Annotated in this window: 19 protein-coding genes; 8 read left to right on the forward strand and 11 right to left on the reverse strand. The window is 70.2% G+C overall.

Going from position 1 to position 20,256, the window contains the following annotated elements; genetic code table 11:
* Window positions 1-455 precede the first annotated feature (455 nt).
* Complete coding sequence (locus MKK67_RS02410) at window positions 456-1,778, reverse strand: RsmB/NOP family class I SAM-dependent RNA methyltransferase (protein ID WP_243962082.1); 1,323 nt, start codon at window positions 1,776-1,778, stop codon at window positions 456-458.
* Between the two features lie 114 nt (window positions 1,779-1,892).
* Here MKK67_RS02410 and MKK67_RS02415 point away from each other — a divergent pair, with 114 nt between their 5' ends.
* Window positions 1,893-2,114, forward strand: a complete 222-nt coding sequence (locus MKK67_RS02415; RefSeq protein ID WP_243962007.1) for a DUF1674 domain-containing protein — start codon at window positions 1,893-1,895, stop codon at window positions 2,112-2,114.
* Window positions 2,115-2,128: 14 nt separating this feature from the next.
* On the opposite strand, the gene MKK67_RS02420 is transcribed toward MKK67_RS02415, so the two are convergent.
* Window positions 2,129-3,139, reverse strand: a complete 1,011-nt coding sequence (locus MKK67_RS02420; RefSeq protein ID WP_243962013.1) for a 2-keto-3-deoxygluconate permease — start codon at window positions 3,137-3,139, stop codon at window positions 2,129-2,131.
* Between the two features lie 208 nt (window positions 3,140-3,347).
* On the opposite strand from MKK67_RS02420, the gene MKK67_RS02425 reads away from it, so the two are divergent.
* Complete coding sequence (locus MKK67_RS02425; RefSeq protein WP_243962015.1) at window positions 3,348-3,656, forward strand: cupin domain-containing protein; 309 nt, start codon at window positions 3,348-3,350, stop codon at window positions 3,654-3,656.
* 13 nt (window positions 3,657-3,669) lie between these two features.
* Here MKK67_RS02425 and MKK67_RS02430 read toward each other — a convergent pair whose 3' ends face one another.
* Window positions 3,670-4,176 carry a L,D-transpeptidase gene (locus tag MKK67_RS02430; RefSeq protein WP_243962017.1) on the reverse strand — a complete coding sequence of 169 codons (507 nt, stop codon included), beginning with the start codon at window positions 4,174-4,176 and terminating at the stop codon, window positions 3,670-3,672.
* A gap of 151 nt (window positions 4,177-4,327) precedes the next feature.
* Window positions 4,328-4,981 (reverse strand): 5,6-dimethylbenzimidazole synthase, encoded by a 654-nt coding sequence (gene bluB, locus MKK67_RS02435; RefSeq protein ID WP_243962019.1) that lies wholly within the window; start codon window positions 4,979-4,981, stop codon window positions 4,328-4,330.
* Between the two features lie 378 nt (window positions 4,982-5,359).
* On the opposite strand from bluB, the gene MKK67_RS02440 reads away from it, so the two are divergent.
* On the forward strand, window positions 5,360-5,734 hold the full coding sequence (locus MKK67_RS02440) for a DUF2794 domain-containing protein (protein WP_243962021.1): 375 nt from the start codon (window positions 5,360-5,362) through the stop codon (window positions 5,732-5,734).
* Between the two features lie 286 nt (window positions 5,735-6,020).
* Here MKK67_RS02440 and MKK67_RS02445 read toward each other — a convergent pair whose 3' ends face one another.
* From MKK67_RS02445 to MKK67_RS02460, 4 genes are all read right to left on the reverse strand, one after another.
* On the reverse strand, window positions 6,021-6,917 hold the full coding sequence (locus tag MKK67_RS02445; protein ID WP_243962023.1) for a dihydrodipicolinate synthase family protein: 897 nt from the start codon (window positions 6,915-6,917) through the stop codon (window positions 6,021-6,023).
* 97 nt (window positions 6,918-7,014) lie between these two features.
* Entirely contained in the window at window positions 7,015-7,791 is a 777-nt protein-coding gene (locus MKK67_RS02450; protein ID WP_243962025.1) for a Bax inhibitor-1/YccA family protein, read from the reverse strand.
* Window positions 7,792-8,109: 318 nt separating this feature from the next.
* Complete coding sequence (locus MKK67_RS02455) at window positions 8,110-10,689, reverse strand: ABC transporter permease (RefSeq protein ID WP_243962027.1); 2,580 nt, start codon at window positions 10,687-10,689, stop codon at window positions 8,110-8,112.
* Window positions 10,689-11,390, reverse strand: coding sequence for an ABC transporter ATP-binding protein (locus MKK67_RS02460; protein ID WP_409568174.1), 702 nt, complete (start codon window positions 11,388-11,390; stop codon window positions 10,689-10,691). The genes MKK67_RS02455 and MKK67_RS02460 overlap by 1 nt, the downstream gene beginning before the upstream one ends.
* A 201-nt stretch (window positions 11,391-11,591) precedes the next feature.
* Between MKK67_RS02460 and MKK67_RS02465 the strand changes: the two genes are divergently transcribed.
* Window positions 11,592-12,191, forward strand: a complete 600-nt coding sequence (locus MKK67_RS02465) for an arylesterase (RefSeq protein WP_243962029.1) — start codon at window positions 11,592-11,594, stop codon at window positions 12,189-12,191.
* Window positions 12,191-12,730 carry an RNA 2',3'-cyclic phosphodiesterase gene (gene thpR, locus MKK67_RS02470; RefSeq protein WP_243962038.1) on the forward strand — a complete coding sequence of 180 codons (540 nt, stop codon included), beginning with the start codon at window positions 12,191-12,193 and terminating at the stop codon, window positions 12,728-12,730. Before MKK67_RS02465 ends, thpR begins: the two co-directional genes overlap by 1 nt.
* A gap of 156 nt (window positions 12,731-12,886) precedes the next feature.
* On the opposite strand, the gene coaA is transcribed toward thpR, so the two are convergent.
* The 3 genes from coaA to MKK67_RS02485 form a co-directional block, all read right to left on the reverse strand.
* On the reverse strand, window positions 12,887-13,876 hold the full coding sequence (gene coaA / locus MKK67_RS02475; protein WP_243962047.1) for a type I pantothenate kinase: 990 nt from the start codon (window positions 13,874-13,876) through the stop codon (window positions 12,887-12,889).
* On the reverse strand, window positions 13,873-14,196 hold the full coding sequence (locus MKK67_RS02480) for a phosphoribosyl-ATP diphosphatase (protein ID WP_092040485.1): 324 nt from the start codon (window positions 14,194-14,196) through the stop codon (window positions 13,873-13,875). The genes coaA and MKK67_RS02480 overlap by 4 nt, the downstream gene beginning before the upstream one ends.
* A 146-nt stretch (window positions 14,197-14,342) precedes the next feature.
* Window positions 14,343-15,290, reverse strand: a complete 948-nt coding sequence (locus tag MKK67_RS02485) for an aspartate carbamoyltransferase catalytic subunit (RefSeq protein WP_243962051.1) — start codon at window positions 15,288-15,290, stop codon at window positions 14,343-14,345.
* A 183-nt stretch (window positions 15,291-15,473) separates the two neighbouring features.
* Between MKK67_RS02485 and MKK67_RS02490 the strand changes: the two genes are divergently transcribed.
* The 3 genes from MKK67_RS02490 to topA all read left to right on the forward strand — a co-directional run bounded on the left by MKK67_RS02490 (window position 15,474) and on the right by topA (window position 20,234).
* Complete coding sequence (locus tag MKK67_RS02490; RefSeq protein WP_243962084.1) at window positions 15,474-16,337, forward strand: cytochrome b/b6 domain-containing protein; 864 nt, start codon at window positions 15,474-15,476, stop codon at window positions 16,335-16,337.
* Window positions 16,334-17,284 (forward strand): molybdopterin-dependent oxidoreductase, encoded by a 951-nt coding sequence (locus MKK67_RS02495; protein WP_243962053.1) that lies wholly within the window; start codon window positions 16,334-16,336, stop codon window positions 17,282-17,284. The genes MKK67_RS02490 and MKK67_RS02495 overlap by 4 nt, the downstream gene beginning before the upstream one ends.
* A 247-nt stretch (window positions 17,285-17,531) precedes the next feature.
* A complete protein-coding gene (topA, locus tag MKK67_RS02500; protein ID WP_243962062.1) occupies window positions 17,532-20,234 on the forward strand; it encodes a type I DNA topoisomerase in 2,703 nt (900 codons plus the stop codon).
* Window positions 20,235-20,256: the final 22 nt, after the last annotated feature.

Genomic DNA, 20,256 nt, shown 5'->3' on the forward strand with positions numbered 1-20,256 from the left:
ACGCCCCCGGAACCCGCATTCACCGCCGTGGTCTCTCACCCGACGTCCGCCTCGTAGTGGGCGGGTCCGCAGGTTGCTTAGGGTCAGCCCAGACCCGGGTCGCCGCGGGAGCATTTTTCCGCCCCCGCCGGGCAAACTGCCGCCCGACCTCACGCCCGCATCCGAGACACGCCCCGCATCGGTTCGCCGCCCGGGGCGATGGCGGCTGAGAGCCACCGATGCGGGCACCGCCCCGCCCTCCGAACCCGCCGGTCAGCCACCGCACGGACCCCCGAGGAGCGCCCCGGGATCGCTCCCGAAGCACCGAAGGACAGGTGGCGGCTAATGAGCACAAAATAGGAACATTGTCAAGGGTAAGGTCGTTTGTTTTGCGTGTTCCGTCATCGCGCGCGCAGCGAAGCGACCCAGAGCCACGCTACGTCTAGAGACCGCGCGCAGCGATCAGGGACCACCCCTCACCCCACCCGTTCGAGCCGACTCGCAAAGAATCCGTCGAGGCCGCCGCGGGCGCCCGGGATCTCGGGCAGGTGGCACGGCAGGGTGCGCAGATCGCCGTTGCCGTCGATCATCTCGGTGGCGCCGCCGACCTCCTCCGGCTGGACCGGCACGCGTCGGTAGCGGGCGTCGCGGGCCAGGAAGGCCGCGATCTGCGCCTCGCCCTCCTCCGGCTCCAGCGAGCAGGTGCAGTAGACGAGCCGGCCACCGAGGCGGACCAGCCCGGCCGCGTGGTCGAGGAGTTTGGTCTGGAAGGTCGCCAGGCGGGTGATGTCGGCCTCCGACTTGGTCCAGGCCACGTCCGGATGGCGCCGGATCGTGCCGGTGGCCGAGCAGGGTGCGTCGAGCAGCACCGCGTCGTGGTCCTGCGCCTCCAGGGCCAGGGCGTCGGCCACCGCGATGGTGACGTCGAGGCCGAGCCGGGTGACGTTCTCGCGCAGGCGCTCCAGCCGCGGCGCCGAGCGGTCGACGGCCGTGACCTGGGCGCCGGTGGCGGCGAGCTGCATGGTCTTGCCGCCCGGGGCGGCGCAGAGATCGAGCACGCGGGTGCCGGGCCCAGGGGCGAGCAGCCGGGCCGGGATCGCCGCGGCGGCGTCCTGCACCCACCAGGCGCCCTCCTGGAAACCCGGCAGGTCGGGGATCGCCGGCCCGTTCTCCGGGAGCCGCAGGGAGCCGGTCGGCAGCCGCACGGCGCCGAGCGGCTCGACCCAGGCGGCCGCGTCGCCGCGCGGGGTCAGGTCGATCGCCGCACCCGCCAGATGCGCCCGGGCGATGGCGCCGGCGCGCTCCGGCCCGTAGGAAGCGGTCCAGCGGCTTGCCAGCCAGTCCGGCGTGTTGACGGCGAGCGCATCGGCGGATTCGGCCAGGATCGCATCGCGCTCCCGGGCGACCCGGCGCAGCACCGCGTTGACGAGGCCGGCGAGATGGGTCGTCCTGTTGTCGCCCTTGGCGAGCCGCACCGCGCAATCGACGGCGGCGTGATCGGGAATGGCGAGGTCGAGGATCTGGGCGGTCGCGGTGGCGAGCAGCGCCGTGAGCCGCGGCTTCTCCACCGGCAGGCCGTGCTCCAGCCGGGCGGCCAGGGCGGCGCGGATCAGGCCGTAGCGGCGGAAGGTCGCCACCGCGATGGCCCGGGCCAGGGCGGCGTCGCCCGGGCTCAGCGCCTCGGCCCGGATCGCCAGCGCGAGGGACTCGTCGAGGGCCGGGGGGCGCTGCTGGCCGATCATCTCGGCCACCACCTGCATGGCGGCCCGTCGGGCGCCGAGGCCCGCGCTGTCGGGCATGGTCGCACCCGTCGATGTCTCGACCCGCGTGTTGCGGCCTGTGTCCCGCGATGCCACTTCTGCTCCTGAACCCGATTATCCTCAGACTTACGCCCTCACACCCGAGCGACCGCGATGCAAGACCCGAACGGACATGACGGGACCGATGGTGCGGCGACCGCCCGCACGCTCAGCCCCGCGGCGGAGCGTGCGCTGGCCGAGGCGGCCGAGCGCCGCGCCGCGATCGACGCCCGCGCGGCGGCAATCCGCGCCGCGCCGGAGCATCTGGGTCGCGGCGGCCTTGAGCCGGTGCGCTACCAGGATTGGGAAGTGAAGGGACTCGCGGTCGACTTCTGAGCCGCGCCGGGCGCCTACTCGGCGGCGACGCCGCCGTAGACCACCGGCGGCGGCTCGGGCCGGGCCTCCGCGGCGCCCGCGCCGAACCGCCGGTACCAGAGGCCGGTCAGGATCGGCACCAGGATCGACGTGACGATGATGCAGATCGTCACCAGCACGGTGGCGGTCTGCGCCGCCGGGGCGAAGTGCGGCGCCACGGCCGCGATCGCCAGCGGGTTGGCGGCGGCCGCGCCGGCGGTGGACGAGGCCGCGAGCCCCGCCGTCCCGGTGCCGCCCCCGATCGCCTTGTCGGCCAGGATCAGCGGGATCCCGGTGAGCACGATCACCGCCAGCGCCAGGACGATCCCGAGCCCCGCCAGCGGCGAGAGCAGGTTGTTGAGGTCGACCGTGTTGCCGAGCGCGAAGGCGAAGAACGGGATCATCAGCTGGCCACCCGGCGCGAACAGGGCGCGCAGCTTCGGATCGAGATTGCCGAGCAGGAAGCCGACGAGGAACGGCAGCACCGCGCCGACGAAGATCTGCGGCTCGAAATGGGCCGCCCCGGAGGCGCCGAGGATGATCATGCTCATCAGCGGGCCGGACTCGATCGAGGTCAGGATGAAGGCGCCGGCCTCCTCGCGGCTGCCGTAGGTCTGCATCAGGGAGGCGTAGAGGCCGCCATTGGTCATATCCATCGCGCAGACGATCGCCAGGATCGACAGGCCCGCGAAGAACCCGGTCTGGATGCCCTCGGGCGGGATGAACAGCGACGCGACCAGTACGATCGCCCAGGCCGACAGCAGCTTGGTCAGCACGAGGGTGCCGGACTTGCGCAGCACCGTTCCCGTCGCGCGCAGGCTGACCGACGCGCCCATGCAGAAGAACCAGACCGCCAGGATCGGGATCACGCCGGTCATGATGCCCTGCGTAAAGCCCTTGAAATAGGCCGGCGCCCCTGGCGTGAACGTCTTGCACAGGGCGCCCAGCAGGAGCGGGACCAGCATCAGGCCGCCGGGAATCCTGTCGATCGCCGCCTTGATCTGCATGGCGCGTTCCCTCCGGTGCGTTCGCCGACGCGCCGGATCTGGACGGATCCGCGGGCGTCGCGCCGATCCACGCCTCTATCGGGCGCCTTTGGACCGGTGCGCGATCCTGTTGCCGCATGGCCGGAGGCGTCAAGACGAGGCCGCGACACCGGGCGCGGAACGTCGCGAGCTGGGCCCCGTTGGGCTGGTTCACAAGCAGGAGGCTAGGATGGCGACGAAGGTATCGGCCCACGGCGCGGCCGCCGGACCGCACGGCGAGATCGCCCTGGCGCGGGGCGAGCGGCTCGGGATGCGGATGTGGCGGGCCGAGGAGCCGAACGCCGACAAGCCGATGACGTCCTCGCCCCACGAGACCGTGGGCTACGTGATCAGCGGCCGGGCCGAGCTCGTGGTCGGCGGCGAAACCGTGGCGCTTTCGGCGGGCGACTCGTACTGTGTCCCGGCCGGCGCCGAGCACACCTATCGGATCCTTGAGACCTTTACCGCGGTGGAGGCGACTGCGCCGCCGGCCAAGTAGACGCGCGGCAGGTCTACCGCGTCATGTAGACCTGCGCGCCGACATCGACCCGGGCGTAGAGATCGACCACGTCCTGGTTGTACATCCGGATGCAGCCATACGATGCGTAGGTGCCGACCGAGTTCGGCCGGTTGGTGCCGTGGATCGCGTATTCGCCGCCCGCGAGCGTCATGGCGGCGGCGCCCATCGGGTTGCTCGGCGAGCCGCCGGCGATGAGGTTCGGCAGCCGCGGGTTGTCGCGCTTGACCTCGGCCGGCGGCGACCAGGCCGGGGCGACGTATTTTCCGTCGATCGCGGCGGTGCCGAACCATTGCTTGCCGGGCCGGCCCACCGCCACGGGGTAGCGGATCGCCGTGCCGTCGCCGTTCACCAAGTAGAGCTTGCGCTGGGACACGCTGATCACCACCGAGCCCGGCGCGACGCCGTTCTGGAACGGCACCACCTCCCGCGCCTGGGCCGCCCCCAAGCAACCCGCCAGCATCGCGCCGGCCAATCCGAATAAAGCCAACCGACCCGACATCACCGACTTCCTCGACACGCAAGAGATCGTGCCGGCCAGTAATCCACGGTCGCGCTTGCCGTTCCACGAAAAGCTATGGTTGATGCGGCATTGATCCCGGGAAGTCTTAGGCAGGGTAAAGGAGTAGCGTAAATCCGGCGGCTGGCCCGGTTCAGCGCTCGACCAACACGGCCCCGCGGAGGTCTTCGGCCTGCCAGCCGTGGCGCTCCAGTTCCGGGTCGCGATGCTCCTCGACCGGATGGCCGACGCAGAGATAGGCGACGAGCCGCCACGTTTCCGGTACGGCCAGGATTTCGGTGACGCGGGCCGGCTCCAGGATCGAGACCCAGCCGACCCCGAGCCCACGCGCCCGGGCGGCCAGCCAGAAGCACTGCACCGCCCCGACCACCGAATAGGCCAGGGTCTCCGGCATGCTGGCCCGGCCCAGGCCGAGGCCGGTCTCGGTGGCGTCGTCGCAGAAGACGGCCAGATGCTCCGGCGCCTCGGTCAGGCCGGCGAGCTTGAGCGCCCGGTAGCGCGCGGCGCGCGCCGCGTCGTAGCCCTCGGCGGCGGCTGCGTTGCAGCGGGAGAAGTTTTTCGCGATGGCGGCGCGCCGGGCCGGGTCGGACACCCGCACGAATCGCCAGGGCCGGCTGTTGCCCACCGACGGCGCCCGGTGCGCCGCGGCCAGGCAGGCCCGCAGATGATCCGGGTCGATGGCGTCCGGCCGGAACCGGCGCACGTCGCGGCGCCACGCGAACAGCGTGTCGAGGGCCTGGATGAAGCTGTCGTCGAAGGCAGGCGGACCCATGATGGGGCCCGCCATACGCGTATCCGACGGCAAACGGGAGGACGAAAACCGTCCGGCCGGGGGTGCCGCATGGCGGATCATGAAAAAAGGCCGCCCGAAGGGGCGGCCTGAAGTCATTGGGTCTCGAAACCTCGGAGTGCCGAATTCTGGGATCCCGACCGGTGACCGAAGGCTGGGGAGCTGGGTAACGGCCGCCGGCCGGGCAGGAGCCGGCGAGGTTCAGTCGCTGTTGTACCGCCGCAACGCGGCTCGCAAAAGGCGCAAATCGGGCGGAACCATGTTTTTTGCTGCTAGGCTGTGTCGTGGGTGACACGGCGCCTCGCCCCGGCCGCCCTTGCGGGGCGCGGCGGTGGGGGCCATCATCCGGCAAAGCATGGGTGCCACGGAGCGACGATGACGGAGCGGACGAGCGCGGGGTCGAGGCCCGAGGAAGCGGCGGGCCATGTCATTCCGTTCCCCGCCCGTTCGGAACCCCCGCAGATCGCCTTCAACCGGGACGAGCTGCGCACGATCTTCAACCTCTACGGTCGGCAGGTCGCCGCGGGCGAGTGGCGCGACTACGCCATGGATTTCCGCCGGGACAAGGCGGTGTTCTCGATCTACCGCCGCAGCTCCGAGATGCCGCTCTACCGGATCGAGAAGGACCCGAAGCTCGCCCGCCGCCAGGGCGCCTACGCGGTGATCGCCGCCAGCGGGCTGGTGATGAAGCGCGGGACCGAGCTGGCCCGGGTGCTCGCCGTGCTGGAGCCGCCGCCGCGGGCGGTGTGAGGCTTCGGGGCCGGCCCTTTCAAGGTGTTTGGTGCAGCGCTTCGGGCGAGACGCGACGCTCTCTCCTCCCCCTTGCGGGGAGGAGTTGGAGGTGGGGGTGGTGCAGAAGGCACCGTGACGCTCGATCCTGCACCACCCCCACCCCTGACCCCTCCCCGCAAGGGGGAGGGGAAAGCGCCTAGTTTTCAAAGCGTAGGCAACAAGTGGAGACGTCGGATCCGCGGGGTGAAACGTCTCGATCACAGCCCGATCCAAACCCCATGAAAAGGCTGGCTTCGGGATCGCGTCAGGCGAGGCTCAAGGTCCGGACAGTCGCAAAAATCTCCGCCTGGACCTCCGGCGGCAACGGCAGGATCGGCCGCGGCGGCTCGGCGCGGCAGAGGCCGAGATGGTCGGCCAGGGCGTAGACCACCCGCAGGCTCGAATGGGCCTTGAACAAGGCCCAGAGCGGCGCGAGCGCGGCGTTCAGCACCCGGGCCTGCGCCGCGTCGCCCGCCTGGACGGCGCGGGTGATCGCCAGGCAGGTTTTCGGGAACAGGCCGCCCGCCACGCTGAACCACGTCGTGCCGCCGGCGATCAGCGCCTCGGTCGCGTTCCAGTCGCCGCTGAACCCGACGGGGAAACCCGCCGGCACTGCTCCGCTGAGAGCGGCGATACCGGCCTCGGCCGCGGACGGCTCCGGCGCGGGGCACTTGGTCGCCACGACGCCCGGCAGGCGCGCGATCCGGCCGATCAGGGCCGGCGAGAACCGGAAATGCGTGGTTGCAGGGTTGTCGTAGATCACCAGCGGCAGGCCGCCCTCCCCCGCCACGGCCTCGAAATGCCGGAACACCTCATCCTCGGTGAGCGGCGTGTACGAGACCGGGGCGAGCAGGCCGGCATCGGCGCCGGCCGCCCGGGCATCCCGGGCCAACCGGATCGCGTCGTCGGTGCGCAGCGCCCCGATCCCGACGAGGATCGGCACCCGGCCGGCGACCGTCTCGGCCGCGATCTCCACGGCGCGGTGGCGCTCGTCCCGGGACAGGTAGGCGTAGGTCCCGGTGCTGCCGAGCAGGCCGATCGAATCGACCCGGGCCTCGGCGAGGCGCGCCAGCAGCCGGCGCAGGCCCTCTTCATCGACGCGGCCCTCGGCGTCGCTCGGGGTGATCGGGAAGGCGGACAGGCCGGAGATTTTTTCGCGCATGACGAAATGATAGCGGGATCGGCGCCATCCATGCAGACAAAAAGAAACCCCGGCGGTCTCCCGCCGGGGTTTCCTGAAGTCCGGGTTCGTGCGGCGCTTAGCGGCGGTCGCCGATCAGGCTGAGCAGGAACTGGAACATGTTGATGAAGTCGAGATAGAGGGTCAGGGCGCCGTTGACCGACATCTTGGCCGCCATCTCACCGTCGAAGCTGCTGGAGAGATACATCTCCTTGAGCTTCTGGGTGTCGTAGGCGGTCAGACCCGCGAAGATCAGCACGCCGAGCACCGAGATGGCGAACTGCAGGGCCGACGACGCGAAGAAGATGTTCACCAGCGACGCGAGGATGATGCCGATCAGGCCCATCATCAGGAACGAGCCCATGCCCGACAGGCTGCGCTTGGTCGTGTAGCCGTACAGGCTCAGCGAACCGAACGCCGCCGCCGTGATGAAGAACACCTGAATCACGCTCGCCCCGGTGAAGACCAGGAGGAGCGACGACATCGAGGCGCCCATCACTGCCGCGAAGGCCCAGAACATCGTCCGGGCCGACGAGGCCGACATCCGGTCCATCCGCATCGAGAAGACGAAGATGAACGCGAGCGGCGCGAGCATCAGGACCCACTTGAGTGGGCTCTGGTACAGGGTCTGGCCGAAGGGTGTCAGGAGCGGGCGCGAGCCCTGATAGGCCGCGACCGACGCCATGTTCAGGCCGAGGGCGACGAGACCGGAGATGCCGAGCCCGACGACCATGTTGTTGTAGACGCCGAGCATGAAGGTGCGCAGGCCCTGATCGACCTGGACCTGGCTGCCGGCGCCGGCGTAACCGGACGGCTGCTGAGCGCCGTACCGGAAGGGGCTATTTTCAAATGCCATGGGAGTTTCCTCGCGGAGGCTCTCTCAGCGTGGTGTTTCGGGCGAGGCCCACGCAGGACCTCTGGCGCCAGTCTGGCGCCTCGGACACGAATATGTTGCGCGGCCGTCGCCCGCACAAGTCCCCGGCCACGGTTGCGGGGGCGCTTTTCCGATTCCGGACGATGTATTTTTGTCCATGAAGTCAGGGATTAAAATGGATTCCTGGGTTCACGGCCCCGCCTTCGACTGGTGGTTGCCCGGAGCCCGTCCGTTCGTTGTCTCGGGAGCCAAGTCTTAACCATCCGCAGCGACCGGAGGCGGGGCTGCGAAGACTGGGCGCTAGATCTGCCGGAGATACGGCGCCGGCTTCTGGCCGAGGATGCGCCAGGTTCCAGCCAGCCCGATCAGGATCGCCAGCGCCACCGCGGCCAATGCGGCGACCAGCGCCCCGGACAGGTCGAGGCGGAAGTCGAGATGCATGACCTTCGCGACGATCACCCAGCCGGCGAGGCTGCCGGCGGCGAGGCCGAACAGGGCGGTGGCGAGCCCCAGAGCCGCGTACTCGATCGCGTAGGCCGAGAGTAGCCGCGCCCGGCTGGCGCCGAGTACCTTGAGCACGACGGCGTCGTAGAGGCGCGCCCGGTGGCCCGCCGCGATGGCGCCGGCCAGCACGAACAGGCTCGCCAGCACCGCCACGGCGCTCGCCCCGCGGATCGCCAGGACCAGGCGGCCGACGAGGTCGCCAATTGCGTCCAGCGCGTCCTTGACCCGCACGGCGCTCACCGAGGGGAAGGTTTTTGCCACATCCCGCAGGATGCGGTTCTCCGCGCCCGGATCGGTGCCGCCCGGGAGCGACAGGGTGGCGAGATCCGAATGCGGCGCGCCGCGGAACGTGCCCGGCGAGAACACCATCACGAAGTTGATGCCGAGGTTGCGCCACTCCACCCGGCGCAGGTTGAAGATCGTCGCGGTGAGGTCGCGCCCGAGCACGTTGACGGTGACGGTGTCGCCGACTTTCAGCCCGAGTTGGCGCGCGAGTTCGGCCTCGAACGAGACCAGGGGCTTGGCGCCCTGCTCGGCGCTCCACCACGCGCCCTCGGTGAGGGTCGAGCCCTCCGGCACCGTGTCGCCGTAGGTGATGCCCCGGTCGCCGTCGAGGACCCAGGCGGCATCCTCCGGGGGGCGGATCTTGTTGGCCGGTACGCCGTTCAGGGCGACGATCCGACCGCGCATCATCGGCACGTCCTCGATCTTGCCGTTGGGCGCCGAGCGCGCCAGGAACGCCCGGAACTCGGCCGCGTCGCGGGACGGGATGTCGAGGAAGAACAGGTTCGGCGCCCGCGCCGGCAGGGTCGCGCTGATCGTCCGGCGGACATTGGCGTCGATCAGGCTGAGGGTGACCAGCAGCGTCACGCCGAGGCCGAGCGACAGGACGATGGCGGGGGTCAGTGCCCCCGGCCGGTGGAGATTCGCCAGCGCCATCCGGGGCGCCGGCCAGCGCGGATGCGGCAGGCGGCGGGCGAGCGCCATCAGGCCGAGCGCCACCCCGTGCAGCAGGGCGAAGGCGATGGCCGCGGCCGCGATGAAGATCAGCGCCACCCGCCGGTCGAAGGCCGTCCCGACCGACAGGCCGACCAGGGCCGCGAGGCTCAAGGCGAGCCAGATCCGGTAGCGCCAGCGCGGGCTGACCCGGGCGGGATCGACCGTGTCGCGGAACAGGCCCGAGACCGGCACGTCGTGGGCACGGCCGAGGGGCGTGATCGCGAACGCGAAGGCGGTGAGCAGCCCGTAGGCGGCGGCCAGTGCCAGCTCGCCCGGGGCCAGCGTCGGATTCAGCGGCAGGGGCAGGTCGGCGGAGAACAGCGCGTCCAGCAGGAACGGCAGGCTCGCCCCGATCACGAGCCCGATCAGCGTCCCGATCCCGGCGATCAGCATCACTTGCGTGAGGTAGAGGGCCACCACCTGCGAGCCTGGCGCGCCGACGCTCTTGAGCGTGGCGATCGACGGGCGCTTGCGCTCCACGAAGGCGTGGACCGCGTTGCCGACGCCGACCCCGCCGACGATCAGTGCGGTCAGCCCCACCAGGGTCAGGAACTGGGTGAAGCGCTCGATGCTCTTGGCGAATCGCGGGTCGGCGTTGCTGCGCGACCGGATCTCCCAGCCGGCCTCCGGCGTCGCCGTGCGGATTCGGGCCTGCGCGGCGTCGAGATCGGCATCCTGGGCGGCGTCCTTGGGCAGGACGATGCGGTAGCTCCAGCGGTTGAGGCTGCCGGGCTGGACCAGGCCGGTCGCCCGCAGGGTCGGCTCCGAGATCATCAGCCGCGGGCCGAAGCCGATGCCGCCGGCGATCTTGTCGGGCTCGGAGGTGAGGGTGCCGCGGATCGCGACATCATGGCCGGCCAAGGCGATGCGGTCGCCGACTTTCACGTCGAGGCGGGTGAGCAGGGCCGGGTCCGCGAGCGCGCCAGGCGCCCCGTCGCGCTCGGCGAGCAGGTCGGCGAGCCGGCCCGGCGGATCGGTGACGAGTTCGCCCGCCGCCGGGTAGGTCGCGGGGTCGACGGCCTTCAGCTCGACCAGCGCGGCGTCGCCGCTGCCCGCCACCGCCATGGCCCGCAGGGACGCCACGGCATCGACCCGGCCCTCGCGCGACAGGGCCTGCCGCTCGGCCTCGGTCGCCTCGCGGTTGATCAGGTTGTAGGCGAGATCGCCCCCGAGGATCCGCCGCCCTTCGCGGCCGAGGCCGTCGGAGAGCGAGCGCGAGATCGAGGCCACGCCGGCGATCGCCGCGACGCCGAGCGCGATGCAGGCGAGGAACACCCCGAAGCCGGACAGGCCGGCGCGCAACTCACGCACGGCTAGGCGCAGAGTGAGCGGGATGCGGCGGGGGGAAGGTTCGGGGCGGGTGACCGTGCCGTGCATCAGGCGCTCACCGCCTCCTCGATCCGGCCCGAGCGCAGGCGCACGGTGCGGTCGCACAGGCGGGCGAGGCTGTTGTCGTGGGTCACCAGGACCAGGGTGGCGCCGCGGTCGCGCTTCAGACGGAACAGGAGATCGACGATCTGCCGGCCGGTGGCCTCGTCCAGATTGCCGGTGGGCTCGTCGGCCACCAGGATCGCCGGATCGGGGGCGACCGCCCGGGCGATGGCGACGCGCTGCTGCTCGCCGCCCGAGAGCTGCGCCGGGTAATGGTGCAGCCGGTGCCCGAGGCCGACCGCCTCCAGCTCGGCGCGGGCGCGCTCCAGGGCGCCGGGCCGGTCCGCGAGTTCCAGCGGCAGCGCGACGTTTTCCAGCGCCGTCATGGTCGGGACCAGATGGAAGGCCTGGAACACGATGCCGATGCGCCGGCCCCGGAAGCGGGCGAGCGCGTCCTCATCGAGGCGGGCGAGATCGGTGTCCTCGATCACGACGCCGCCAGAATCCGGCCGCTCCAGCCCGGCCATCACCATCAGCAGGGTCGACTTGCCCGAGCCCGAGGGGCCGACCAGCCCCACCGCCTCGCCGCGATCGACGCTGAGCGAGATGCCGCGCAGGACGTGGACCCGGGCGGCGCCGCGGCCGAGGCTGAGATCGATGGCGGACAACGCGATCGCCGGCTCGCGCAGCACCTTGTCGTGGCTCACGGGGCGGACGATCTGTGGGCGATGACGAGCATGGCGCGCGAGGTCCTGACTTGGCTTCAAACTTGGCTGCGAACTTGGCTGCACGGGCCGTTGATGCAGCGCGATATGGGGGGCGCATTGGGGCCGCGCCATGACGGCATTCGCCGAGCCCGGCGGGCGGCCCTGTTTGTCGCAGCGCTAGCGGGTCTGATGGTCCCTTTCATGACAGAGAGTCACGCGGCGCCCGGCGGCCCGATCAAGCTCGTCGCCCTCGGCGACAGCCTCACGGCCGGCTACCGCCTGCCGTCGGAGGCCGCCTTTCCGACCGTGCTGGAGCGCCTGCTCAAGGCCAAGGGCGCGGACGTGACGATCGCCAATGCCGGCGTCTCCGGCGACACCGCAACCGGCGGCCTCGACCGGGTCGACTGGTCGGTGCCCGACGGGACCGCCGGGGTCATCCTCGAACTCGGTGCCAACGACATGCTGCGGGGCACCGACCCGAAGGTCACCGAGGGGGCACTCGCAGCGATCATCGAGCGGCTCAAGGCCCGGGGGATCCCGGTGCTGCTCGCCGGCATGCAGGCCGCGCCCAATCTCGGGCCGGACTACAAGGCGCGGTTCGACGCGATCTTCCCGACGCTGGCCAAGCGCTACGACCTGATCCTCTACCCGTTCTTCCTCGACGGAATCGTCGGCGACCGGGCCCAGCACCTCGATGACGGGCTGCACCCGAACCGGCAGGGCGTCGAGACCATCGCGACCCGGATCCTCCCCGCCGTCGAGACTTTTTTGGGGGGCCTCCGGCAGGGGGCGGCGCGCTGATGCCGCGCCTGTTCACCGGGCTCGCTGTGCCGCCCGAGGTCGCGGACGCGCTGCGGATCTACCGGGGCGGCCTGCCGGGGGCGCGCTGGATCGAGCCCGGCGATTACCACGTCACCCTGCGGTTCCTCGGCGATGTCGCGATTCCCGTGGCCGAGGACGTGCTGGAGGCGATGGCCGAGATGCGGGTGCGCCCTGCCCTGACGGTGACCCTCGACGGGCTCGGCATCTTCGGCGGCGACAGGCCGCGGGCGCTCTACGCTTCGGTGATACCGTCCCCGGAATTGATCGATCTCCAGGCCGAGCAGGAGCGTCTGGTGCGCCGGGCCGGAATCGAGCCGGAACGCAGAAAGTTCACCCCGCACGTCACCCTGGCCCGCCTGAAGCGTGAGGCCAGCCCGGAGGCGGTGGCGATGTATCTCTCGCAAGGGCCGACCTTCGCGCCGCTTTCTTTTGCCGCCGACCGGGTGACGGTGTTCTCGGCCAAGGAATCGACCGGGGGCGGGCCGTACTTGGCGGAGGCGGAGCTTTCGTTCGTCTAACGCCTACACTCCAACCCACCACCTCATCCTGAGGTGCCGCGAAGCGGCCTCGAAGGAGTGATCCAGAGATCGCGGTGTCGTCTGGAGGGCTCCTTCGAGGCCCGCTGGCGCGGGCACCTCAGGATGAGGGCGTCGGGTTGGATGCCCGGAATGGACCTACAGCCGTCGCAACGCCACGCTCTCGATCCGGTGGCTCGCGCCCTTGGTCAGGATCAGGCTGGCGCGCTGGCGCGTGGGTAAAATATTCTCGCGCAGGTTCGGCAGGTTGATCGTCGTCCAGAGCCGGTCGGCGATGTCCAGGGCCTCGCGCTCGGGCACCTCGGCGTATTTCCGGAAATAGGAGCGCGGGTCGCGGAACGCGGTCTGACGGAGGCGCATGAACCGGGTGACGTACCAGCGGTGCAGGTCGTCCTCGTGGCCGTCGAGATAGATCGAGAAGTCGAAGAAGTCGGACACGAATGGGATCGCGGTGCCGTCCCGCGGCAGGCGGGCGGGCTGGAGCACGTTCAGGCCCTCGACGATCAGGATGTCGGGGCTCTCAACCACCCGCTCCTCCCCGGGCACCCGGTCGTAGACGAGGTGGGAGTAGAGCGGCGCGGTCACGTGCTTGTGGCCGGCCTTCACGTCGTGGAGGAAGCGCAGCAACGCCGCGGTGTCGTAGCTCTCCGGAAAACCCTTGCGCTCCATGATGCCGTTGGCGGTCAGCTCGGCATTGGGCAGCAGGAACCCGTCGGTGGTGACGAGGTCGACCTTCGGGGTGTTGGGCCAGCGCGCCAGCAGCGCGGCCAGGATGCGGGCGGTGGTCGACTTGCCCACCGCCACCGATCCGGCCAGCCCGATGATGTAGGGGGCCTTGGTCTCGCGCTCGGCCAGCAGGAAGCGCTGCGTCGCCTTGAACAGGCCCTGTGTCGCCGCGACGTAGAGCGAGAGCAACCGCGACAGCGGCAGGTAGATCGCCACCACCTCCTCGACCGAGATCGGGTCGTTGATCGATTGCAGCCGCTCGATATCCTCGGCCTTGAGGGTCAGCGGCGTGTCGGCGCGCAGCTGCGCCCATTCCTCGCGGCTGAAGCGGCGATAGGGCGAGAGCCGGTCCGATGCGTCGAGGATCGCCTCGACCGAGCCCGGCAGCGCGGCCGCGTTCACGCGTGGCGCCTCGCGGCCTTCTCGGCGATCCCGCTCTGCGCGGTGCGGCGCTCCAGCTCCGCCATCACGGCGTCGAGCTCGACCCCTCCGGCCCGGAGCAGCACCACGAGATGGTAGAGCACGTCCGCAGCCTCGTTGCGCAGGCCGGTCTTGTCGCCCTGCACCGCCGCGATGGCCGCCTCCACGGCCTCCTCGCCGAGCTTTTTCGCCGCCTCGGCGGGGCCTTTGGACAGGAGCTTGGCCGTGTAGGAGGTCTCCGGGTCGGTCCCGGCGCGGCTCGCGACGAGCTTGGCGAGGTCGGCGAGCGTGTAGGCGGTCATGAAGCGATCTGCATGTGAGGTCGGCCTTGAGGGTTCGGCCGAGGCCGTATTCGGCAGGAAACTGCGCTACGGCCGCCCCGCGGGCAAGCAGCGCAGGTGAAGGCGGGGCGGCTTTGTCCGACTTAAACCTGATTCGGAGGTCGTATTCAGCCGTTCGGCAGGTGCCGGGCCAGCGCCTCCAGCACGGCCATGCGCACCGCCACCCCCATCTCGACCTGCTCGCGGATCAGCGACTGCGCGCCGTCGGCGATCTCGGAAGAAATCTCGACGCCGCGGTTCATCGGGCCCGGATGCATCACCAGGGCGTCGGGCTTGGCGAGCGCCAGCTTCTCGCCGTCCAGGCCGAAATAGCGAAAGTACTCCTTCACGGAGGGCACGAACGAGCCGTTCATGCGCTCGCGCTGGAGGCGCAGCATCATCACGATGTCGCAGCCGTCCAGGCCCTTGCGCATGTCCGTGAAGGTCTCGACGCCGAAGCGCGCGATCCCGGCGGGCAGCAGCGTCGAGGGGGCGATCAGGCGCACCCGCGCGCCCATGGCCTGGAGCAGGATGATGTTCGAGCGCGCCACCCGCGAGTGCAGGACGTCGCCGCAGATCGCGACCTGAAGGCCCTCGATCCGGCCCTTGTTGCGGCGGATCGTCAGCGCGTCGAGGAGCGCCTGGGTCGGGTGCTCGTGGGCGCCGTCGCCGGCATTGACCACGGCGCAATCGACCTTGCGGGCGAGCAGATGCACCGCGCCGGCCGATTCGTGGCGGACCACGATGATGTCCGGCCGCATCGCGTTGAGCGTCGCGGCGGTGTCGATCAGGGTCTCGCCCTTCTTCACCGAGGACGAGGCCACCGACATGTTCATCACGTCGGCGCCGAGCCTTTTGCCGGCGAGCTCGAAGGAGGATTGCGTCCGGGTCGAGGGCTCGAAGAACAGGTTGATCTGGGTGCGGCCCCGGAGCGTCGTGCGCTTCTTCTCGACCTGCCGGGAGATGTCGACGGCGGCCTCGGCCGCGTCGAGCAGCGTCTCGATGTCGGGCCGGGTCAGCCCCTCGATGCCGAGGAGGTGCCGGTGCGGGAAGGCCGGAGGCGCGGGACTCGTCATGATGAGACGGGGGTGTAGGTCCGGCGTGGCATCCGGGCAAGGCGGGCAAGCGCCTGCGGCCCTTTTCATGGCCTATGCCTGCGGCCTTTTTTCATCGGTTGGTAACTTGCGCGTCTGCGCCACGTATCAGCGGCATCCGCACCGCCACGACCCTCGCGAGACGCACGCTTGAGTACCGAACGCCTGGACGCGACCCCCGCGCGCGAAGCCCCCGAGACCGTCGACGCCTCGGGGCGCCGCTGGTTCTACCGCCACCCCGCGGTGATCCGGGTGGCGCACTGGATCAACGCCGCGGTGCTGCTGGTGCTGCTGATGAGCGGCCTGCAGATCTTCAACGCGCACCCGGCTTTGTACTGGGGCGCGGTCTCGACCTTCGATGATCCCGCCCTGGCGATCACCAGCGAGCAGGGACGCGACGGCACGAATCGCGGCGTCGTGACGGTCGGGTCGCACAGCTTCGACACAACCGGGGTGCTGGGCCTGTCCCGGGAGGGCGATGGTACCGTGGACCGCGCCTTCCCGTCTTGGGCGACCCTCCCGGCGGATCAGGACCTCACCACGGGGCGGCGCTGGCACTTCCTGTTCGCGTGGTTTTTGGTGATCAACGGTGCGGTCTATCTGCTCTATGGGCTGTTCAGCGGCCAGCTCCGCCGCCGCCTGATCCCGGACGGTGATCAGATCCGCGACTTCGGCGGCTCGGTGAAGGAACACTTGCTGCTGCGCTTCCCCGAGGGCGAGGAGGCCAAGCGCTACAACGTCATCCAGAAGCTCACCTATTTCGTCGTGGTCCTAGGCCTGCTGCCCGCCATGGTGCTCGCTGGGCTCGCCATGTCTCCCGGGGTCGATGCGGCCTGGCCCTGGCTGCCGGACCTGTTCGGCGGCCGGCAATCGGCGCGCAGCATCCACTTCATCGCCGCCGGGCTGCTGGTGCTGTTCGTGGTCGTCCACGTGGTGCTGGTGCTGGTCTCCGGCTTCCTCAACAACATGCGCGGCATGCTCACCGGCTGGTTCAGCCTCGGCCGTCCCGAGAAAGAGACCGCGCGATGATCCTGCACCGCCGCAAGCTGCTCACCGCCGGCGCCGGGCTCGCCGGAACCGCCCTGCTCGGCGGCTGCGACCGCTTCGCCGGGACGGAGACCGGGCGCCGCACCCTCAAGGTCGGCGAGGATGCCAACCTGTTCGTCCAGCGCCTCTTGATGTCGCCCGCGACCCTCGCCCGGGAATTCCCCGCCGCGATGATCTCGCCCTGGTTCAAGCCGAACGGCACCATCGACCCGCCGGACCGGGAATTCCGCGCCCTGGCGGCGAAGAAGTTTTCGGATTTCAAGCTCACGGTCGACGGTCTGGTGCAGACGCCGCTGTCGCTGAGCCTGGCGGATCTGCGCGGGCTGCCGGGCCGCACCCAGATCACCCGCCACGATTGCGTCGAGGGCTGGAGCTGCATCGGCCAATGGTCCGGCGTGCCGCTCGCCGAGCTCTTGAACCAGGCCGGGCTGAAGCCGCAGGCGCGCTACGCCGTGTTCCACTGCGCCGACACGCTGGAATATGCCGGCGGCGGTCTCGAAGGCGGCGACGGCGCCTCCCTGTGGCGCCCCGAGCATCCGGGCTCGGTCCGCGACGGCTTTATCCAACTCGCCGCCGCCGAGGATTGGGGCGGCACACCGACCGCGACCGACGCGCCCAAGGACGATTGGGGCCAGGGCACGCCGGAGCCGGAGGCGCCGGAAGATAAGCGCACGCCGATCCGCTACTATGAGAGCATCGACCTGTTCGATGCCTTCAACCCGCAGACGATCCTGGCCTACGACCTCAACGGCAAGCCGCTGCCGGTCTCGAACGGCGCCCCCCTGCGCCTCCGGGTGGAGCGCCAGCTCGGCTACAAGCAGGCCAAATACGTGATGCGGGTCGAGCTGGTGGAGTCGCTGTCGGGCTTCGGCCAGGGTGGTGGCGGCTACTGGGAGGATCGCGGCTACGAGTGGTACGCGGGGATCTGAACCGGGCGAGGCAAGCCAGCCGAGTCGTCGATAATCACCTTCGATCCGCAATCCTGTCGGATTCGCGCGCCGCAGACGACAGCGCCCGGCGGGCCGTTCGGCGACCGGCGCCATTTGACAACCCGCCCCTCGTAACCCACTTGTCCCCGGCGCGCGGCCCCGGCCCGACGGCGGGCACTCGTCCCACGCGAATTTCGAACAGAATTCGTCCGTCGCGCCCAGGCTCCGTCGAGGGGCAGAGGTCTGAATGAAAGTCGTCGTCGTCGAGTCGCCGGCCAAAGCCAAGACGATCAATAAGTATCTTGGCCGCGACTATGAGGTGATCGCCTCCTTCGGGCATATCCGCGACCTGCCGGCCAAGGACGGCTCGGTCGATCCCGAGCAGGATTTCCACATGGTCTGGGAGCTCGCGGACCGTGGCGCCAGCCGCGTCAGCGAGATCGCCAAGGCGGTCAAGGGCGCCGACAAGCTGATCCTGGCGACCGACCCGGATCGCGAGGGCGAGGCGATCTCCTGGCACGTCCTGGAGGCGCTGAACGCCCGCAAGGCGCTCAAGGGCATCCCGGTCGAGCGCGTGACCTTCAACGCCATCACCAAGGCCTCGGTCGAGGCGGCGATGCGCAAGCCGCGCGAGATCGACCAGGCTCTGGTCGACGCCTACCTGGCGCGCCGGGCGCTGGATTACCTCGTCGGCTTCAACCTCTCGCCGGTGCTGTGGCGCAAGCTGCCCGGCGCCCGCTCGGCCGGCCGCGTGCAATCGGTGGCGCTGCGGCTCGTGGTCGAGCGCGAGATGGAGATCGAGAGCTTCAAGCCGCGCGAGTACTGGTCGATCGTCGCGACGCTCACCACCACGGACGGCGCGACCTTCGAGGCCCGCCTGGTCGGGGCCGACGGCAAGCGGATCCAGCGCCTCGATGTCGGCACCGGCGACGAGGCGGCCGCGTTCAAGCGCGACCTCGAACTCGCGACCTTCCAGGTGGCGAGCGTCGAGGCGAAGCCGGCCAAGCGCCACCCGCAGCCGCCGTTCACCACCTCCACGTTGCAGCAGGAAGCCTCGCGAAAACTCGGGATGGCTCCGGCTCAGACCATGCGGGTCGCGCAGCGCCTCTACGAGGGCGTCGATGTCGGCGGCGAGACCGTCGGCATCATCACCTACATGCGGACCGACGGCGTCGACATGGCGCCGGAGGCGATCCAGGACACCCGGAAGGTCATCGGCAAGGAGTTCGGCGACCGCTACGTCCCGGACGTGCCGCGCAAGTACAGCGTCAAGGCGAAGAACGCGCAGGAGGCCCACGAGGCCGTGCGCCCGACCGACATGAGCCGCCTGCCCAAGCTGGTGGCGCGCCATCTCGAGCCGGAGCAGGCCAAGCTCTACGACCTGATCTGGACCCGCACCATGGCGAGCCAGATGGAATCGGCCGAGCTGGAGCGCACCACCGTGGACGTCACGGCCAATGTCGGCCCGCGCCGGATCGACCTGCGCGCCACCGGCCAAGTCGTGAAGTTCGACGGCTTCCTCGCCCTCTATCAGGAGGGCAAGGACGACGAGGAGGACGAGGAGAGCAAGCGCCTGCCGCCGATGAAGGCCGGCGATCCCCTCACCCGCGAGCGCATCACCTCGACCCAGCATTTCACCGAGCCGCCGCCGCGCTATTCCGAGGCGAGCTTGGTTAAGCGCATGGAGGAACTCGGCATCGGCCGTCCCTCGACTTACGCGGCCGTTCTCCAGACCCTGCGCGACCGCGAATATGTGAGAATTGAAAAGAAACGGCTGCAGCCGGAGGACAAGGGGCGCCTGGTCACGGGCTTCCTGGAGAGCTTCTTCCGGCGCTATGTCGAGTACGATTTCACCGCCGACCTCGAAGGCCAGCTCGATCGGGTCTCCAATGCCGAGATCGATTGGCGAGCGGTGCTGCGCGATTTCTGGAAGGACTTTTCCGCGGCGATCGGCGAGACCAAGGAGCTGCGTGTCACCGACGTGCTGGAGGCGCTCAACGGCCTGCTCGGCCCGCACATCTTCCCCGACAAGGGTGACGGCTCAAACCCGCGCACCTGCACGGTCTGCGGCACCGGTCAGCTCTCGCTGAAGCTCGGCAAGTTCGGCGCCTTCATCGGCTGCTCGAACTATCCGGAGTGCAAGTACACGCGCCAGCTCTCGGCCTCGGGGGTCGATGGCGACGGTGATGGCTCCTCGGCCGAGGGCGGCCAGCCGGGCGTCCGGGTGCTGGGCAACGATCCGGTGACCGGGATGCCGGTGACGATCCGCGACGGGCGGTTCGGGCCCTTCGTCCAGCTCGGCGAGGCCTCCACCGAGAAGGATGCGGCGAAGCCGAAGCGCTCGTCCCTGCCGAAGGGGCTCTCGCCGTCTTCGGTCGATCTGGACAAGGCGCTGGCCCTGCTGGCGCTGCCGCGCGAGGTGGCGCGCCACCCCGAGACCGGCGAGCCGATCCTGGCCAATCTCGGCCGGTTCGGTCCCTATGTGCAGCACGGGAAGATGTACGCCAATCTCGGCAAGGACGACGACGTGCTGGAGATCGGGGCGAACCGCGCCATCGACCTGATCGTCGCCAAGGAGCAGGGCGGCGGCCGCGGCCGCCCGGCCGCCGATCCGGGCCGGCCGTTGGGCAAGGACGAGACGAGCGGGCGCGACCTGGTGGTCAAGGCCGGCAAGTACGGCCCCTACGTCACCGACGGCGAGGTCAACGCGACGCTGCCCAAGACCATGAATGCCGAGGCGCTGACCCTCGACGAGGCGATCGCGCTGGTGAATGCCAAGCGCGCCTCAGGTGGCGGCAAGCCGGCCAAGCGCAGCTCGGCGCGCAAGGCTCCGGCGCGGGCGGCGACCGGCGAAAAGTCGGCGGCGAAGAAGACGGCTGCCAAGAAGCCGGCGGCGGCCAAGAGCCCCGCGGCCAAGAAGGCGCCCGCCAAAAAATCGGGCGCCGGCTGAGACCGGTCGCCTGATCGACGAC

This window comes from Methylobacterium sp. J-072, from assembly GCF_022829425.1.
Taxonomy (GTDB): domain Bacteria; phylum Pseudomonadota; class Alphaproteobacteria; order Rhizobiales; family Beijerinckiaceae; genus Methylobacterium.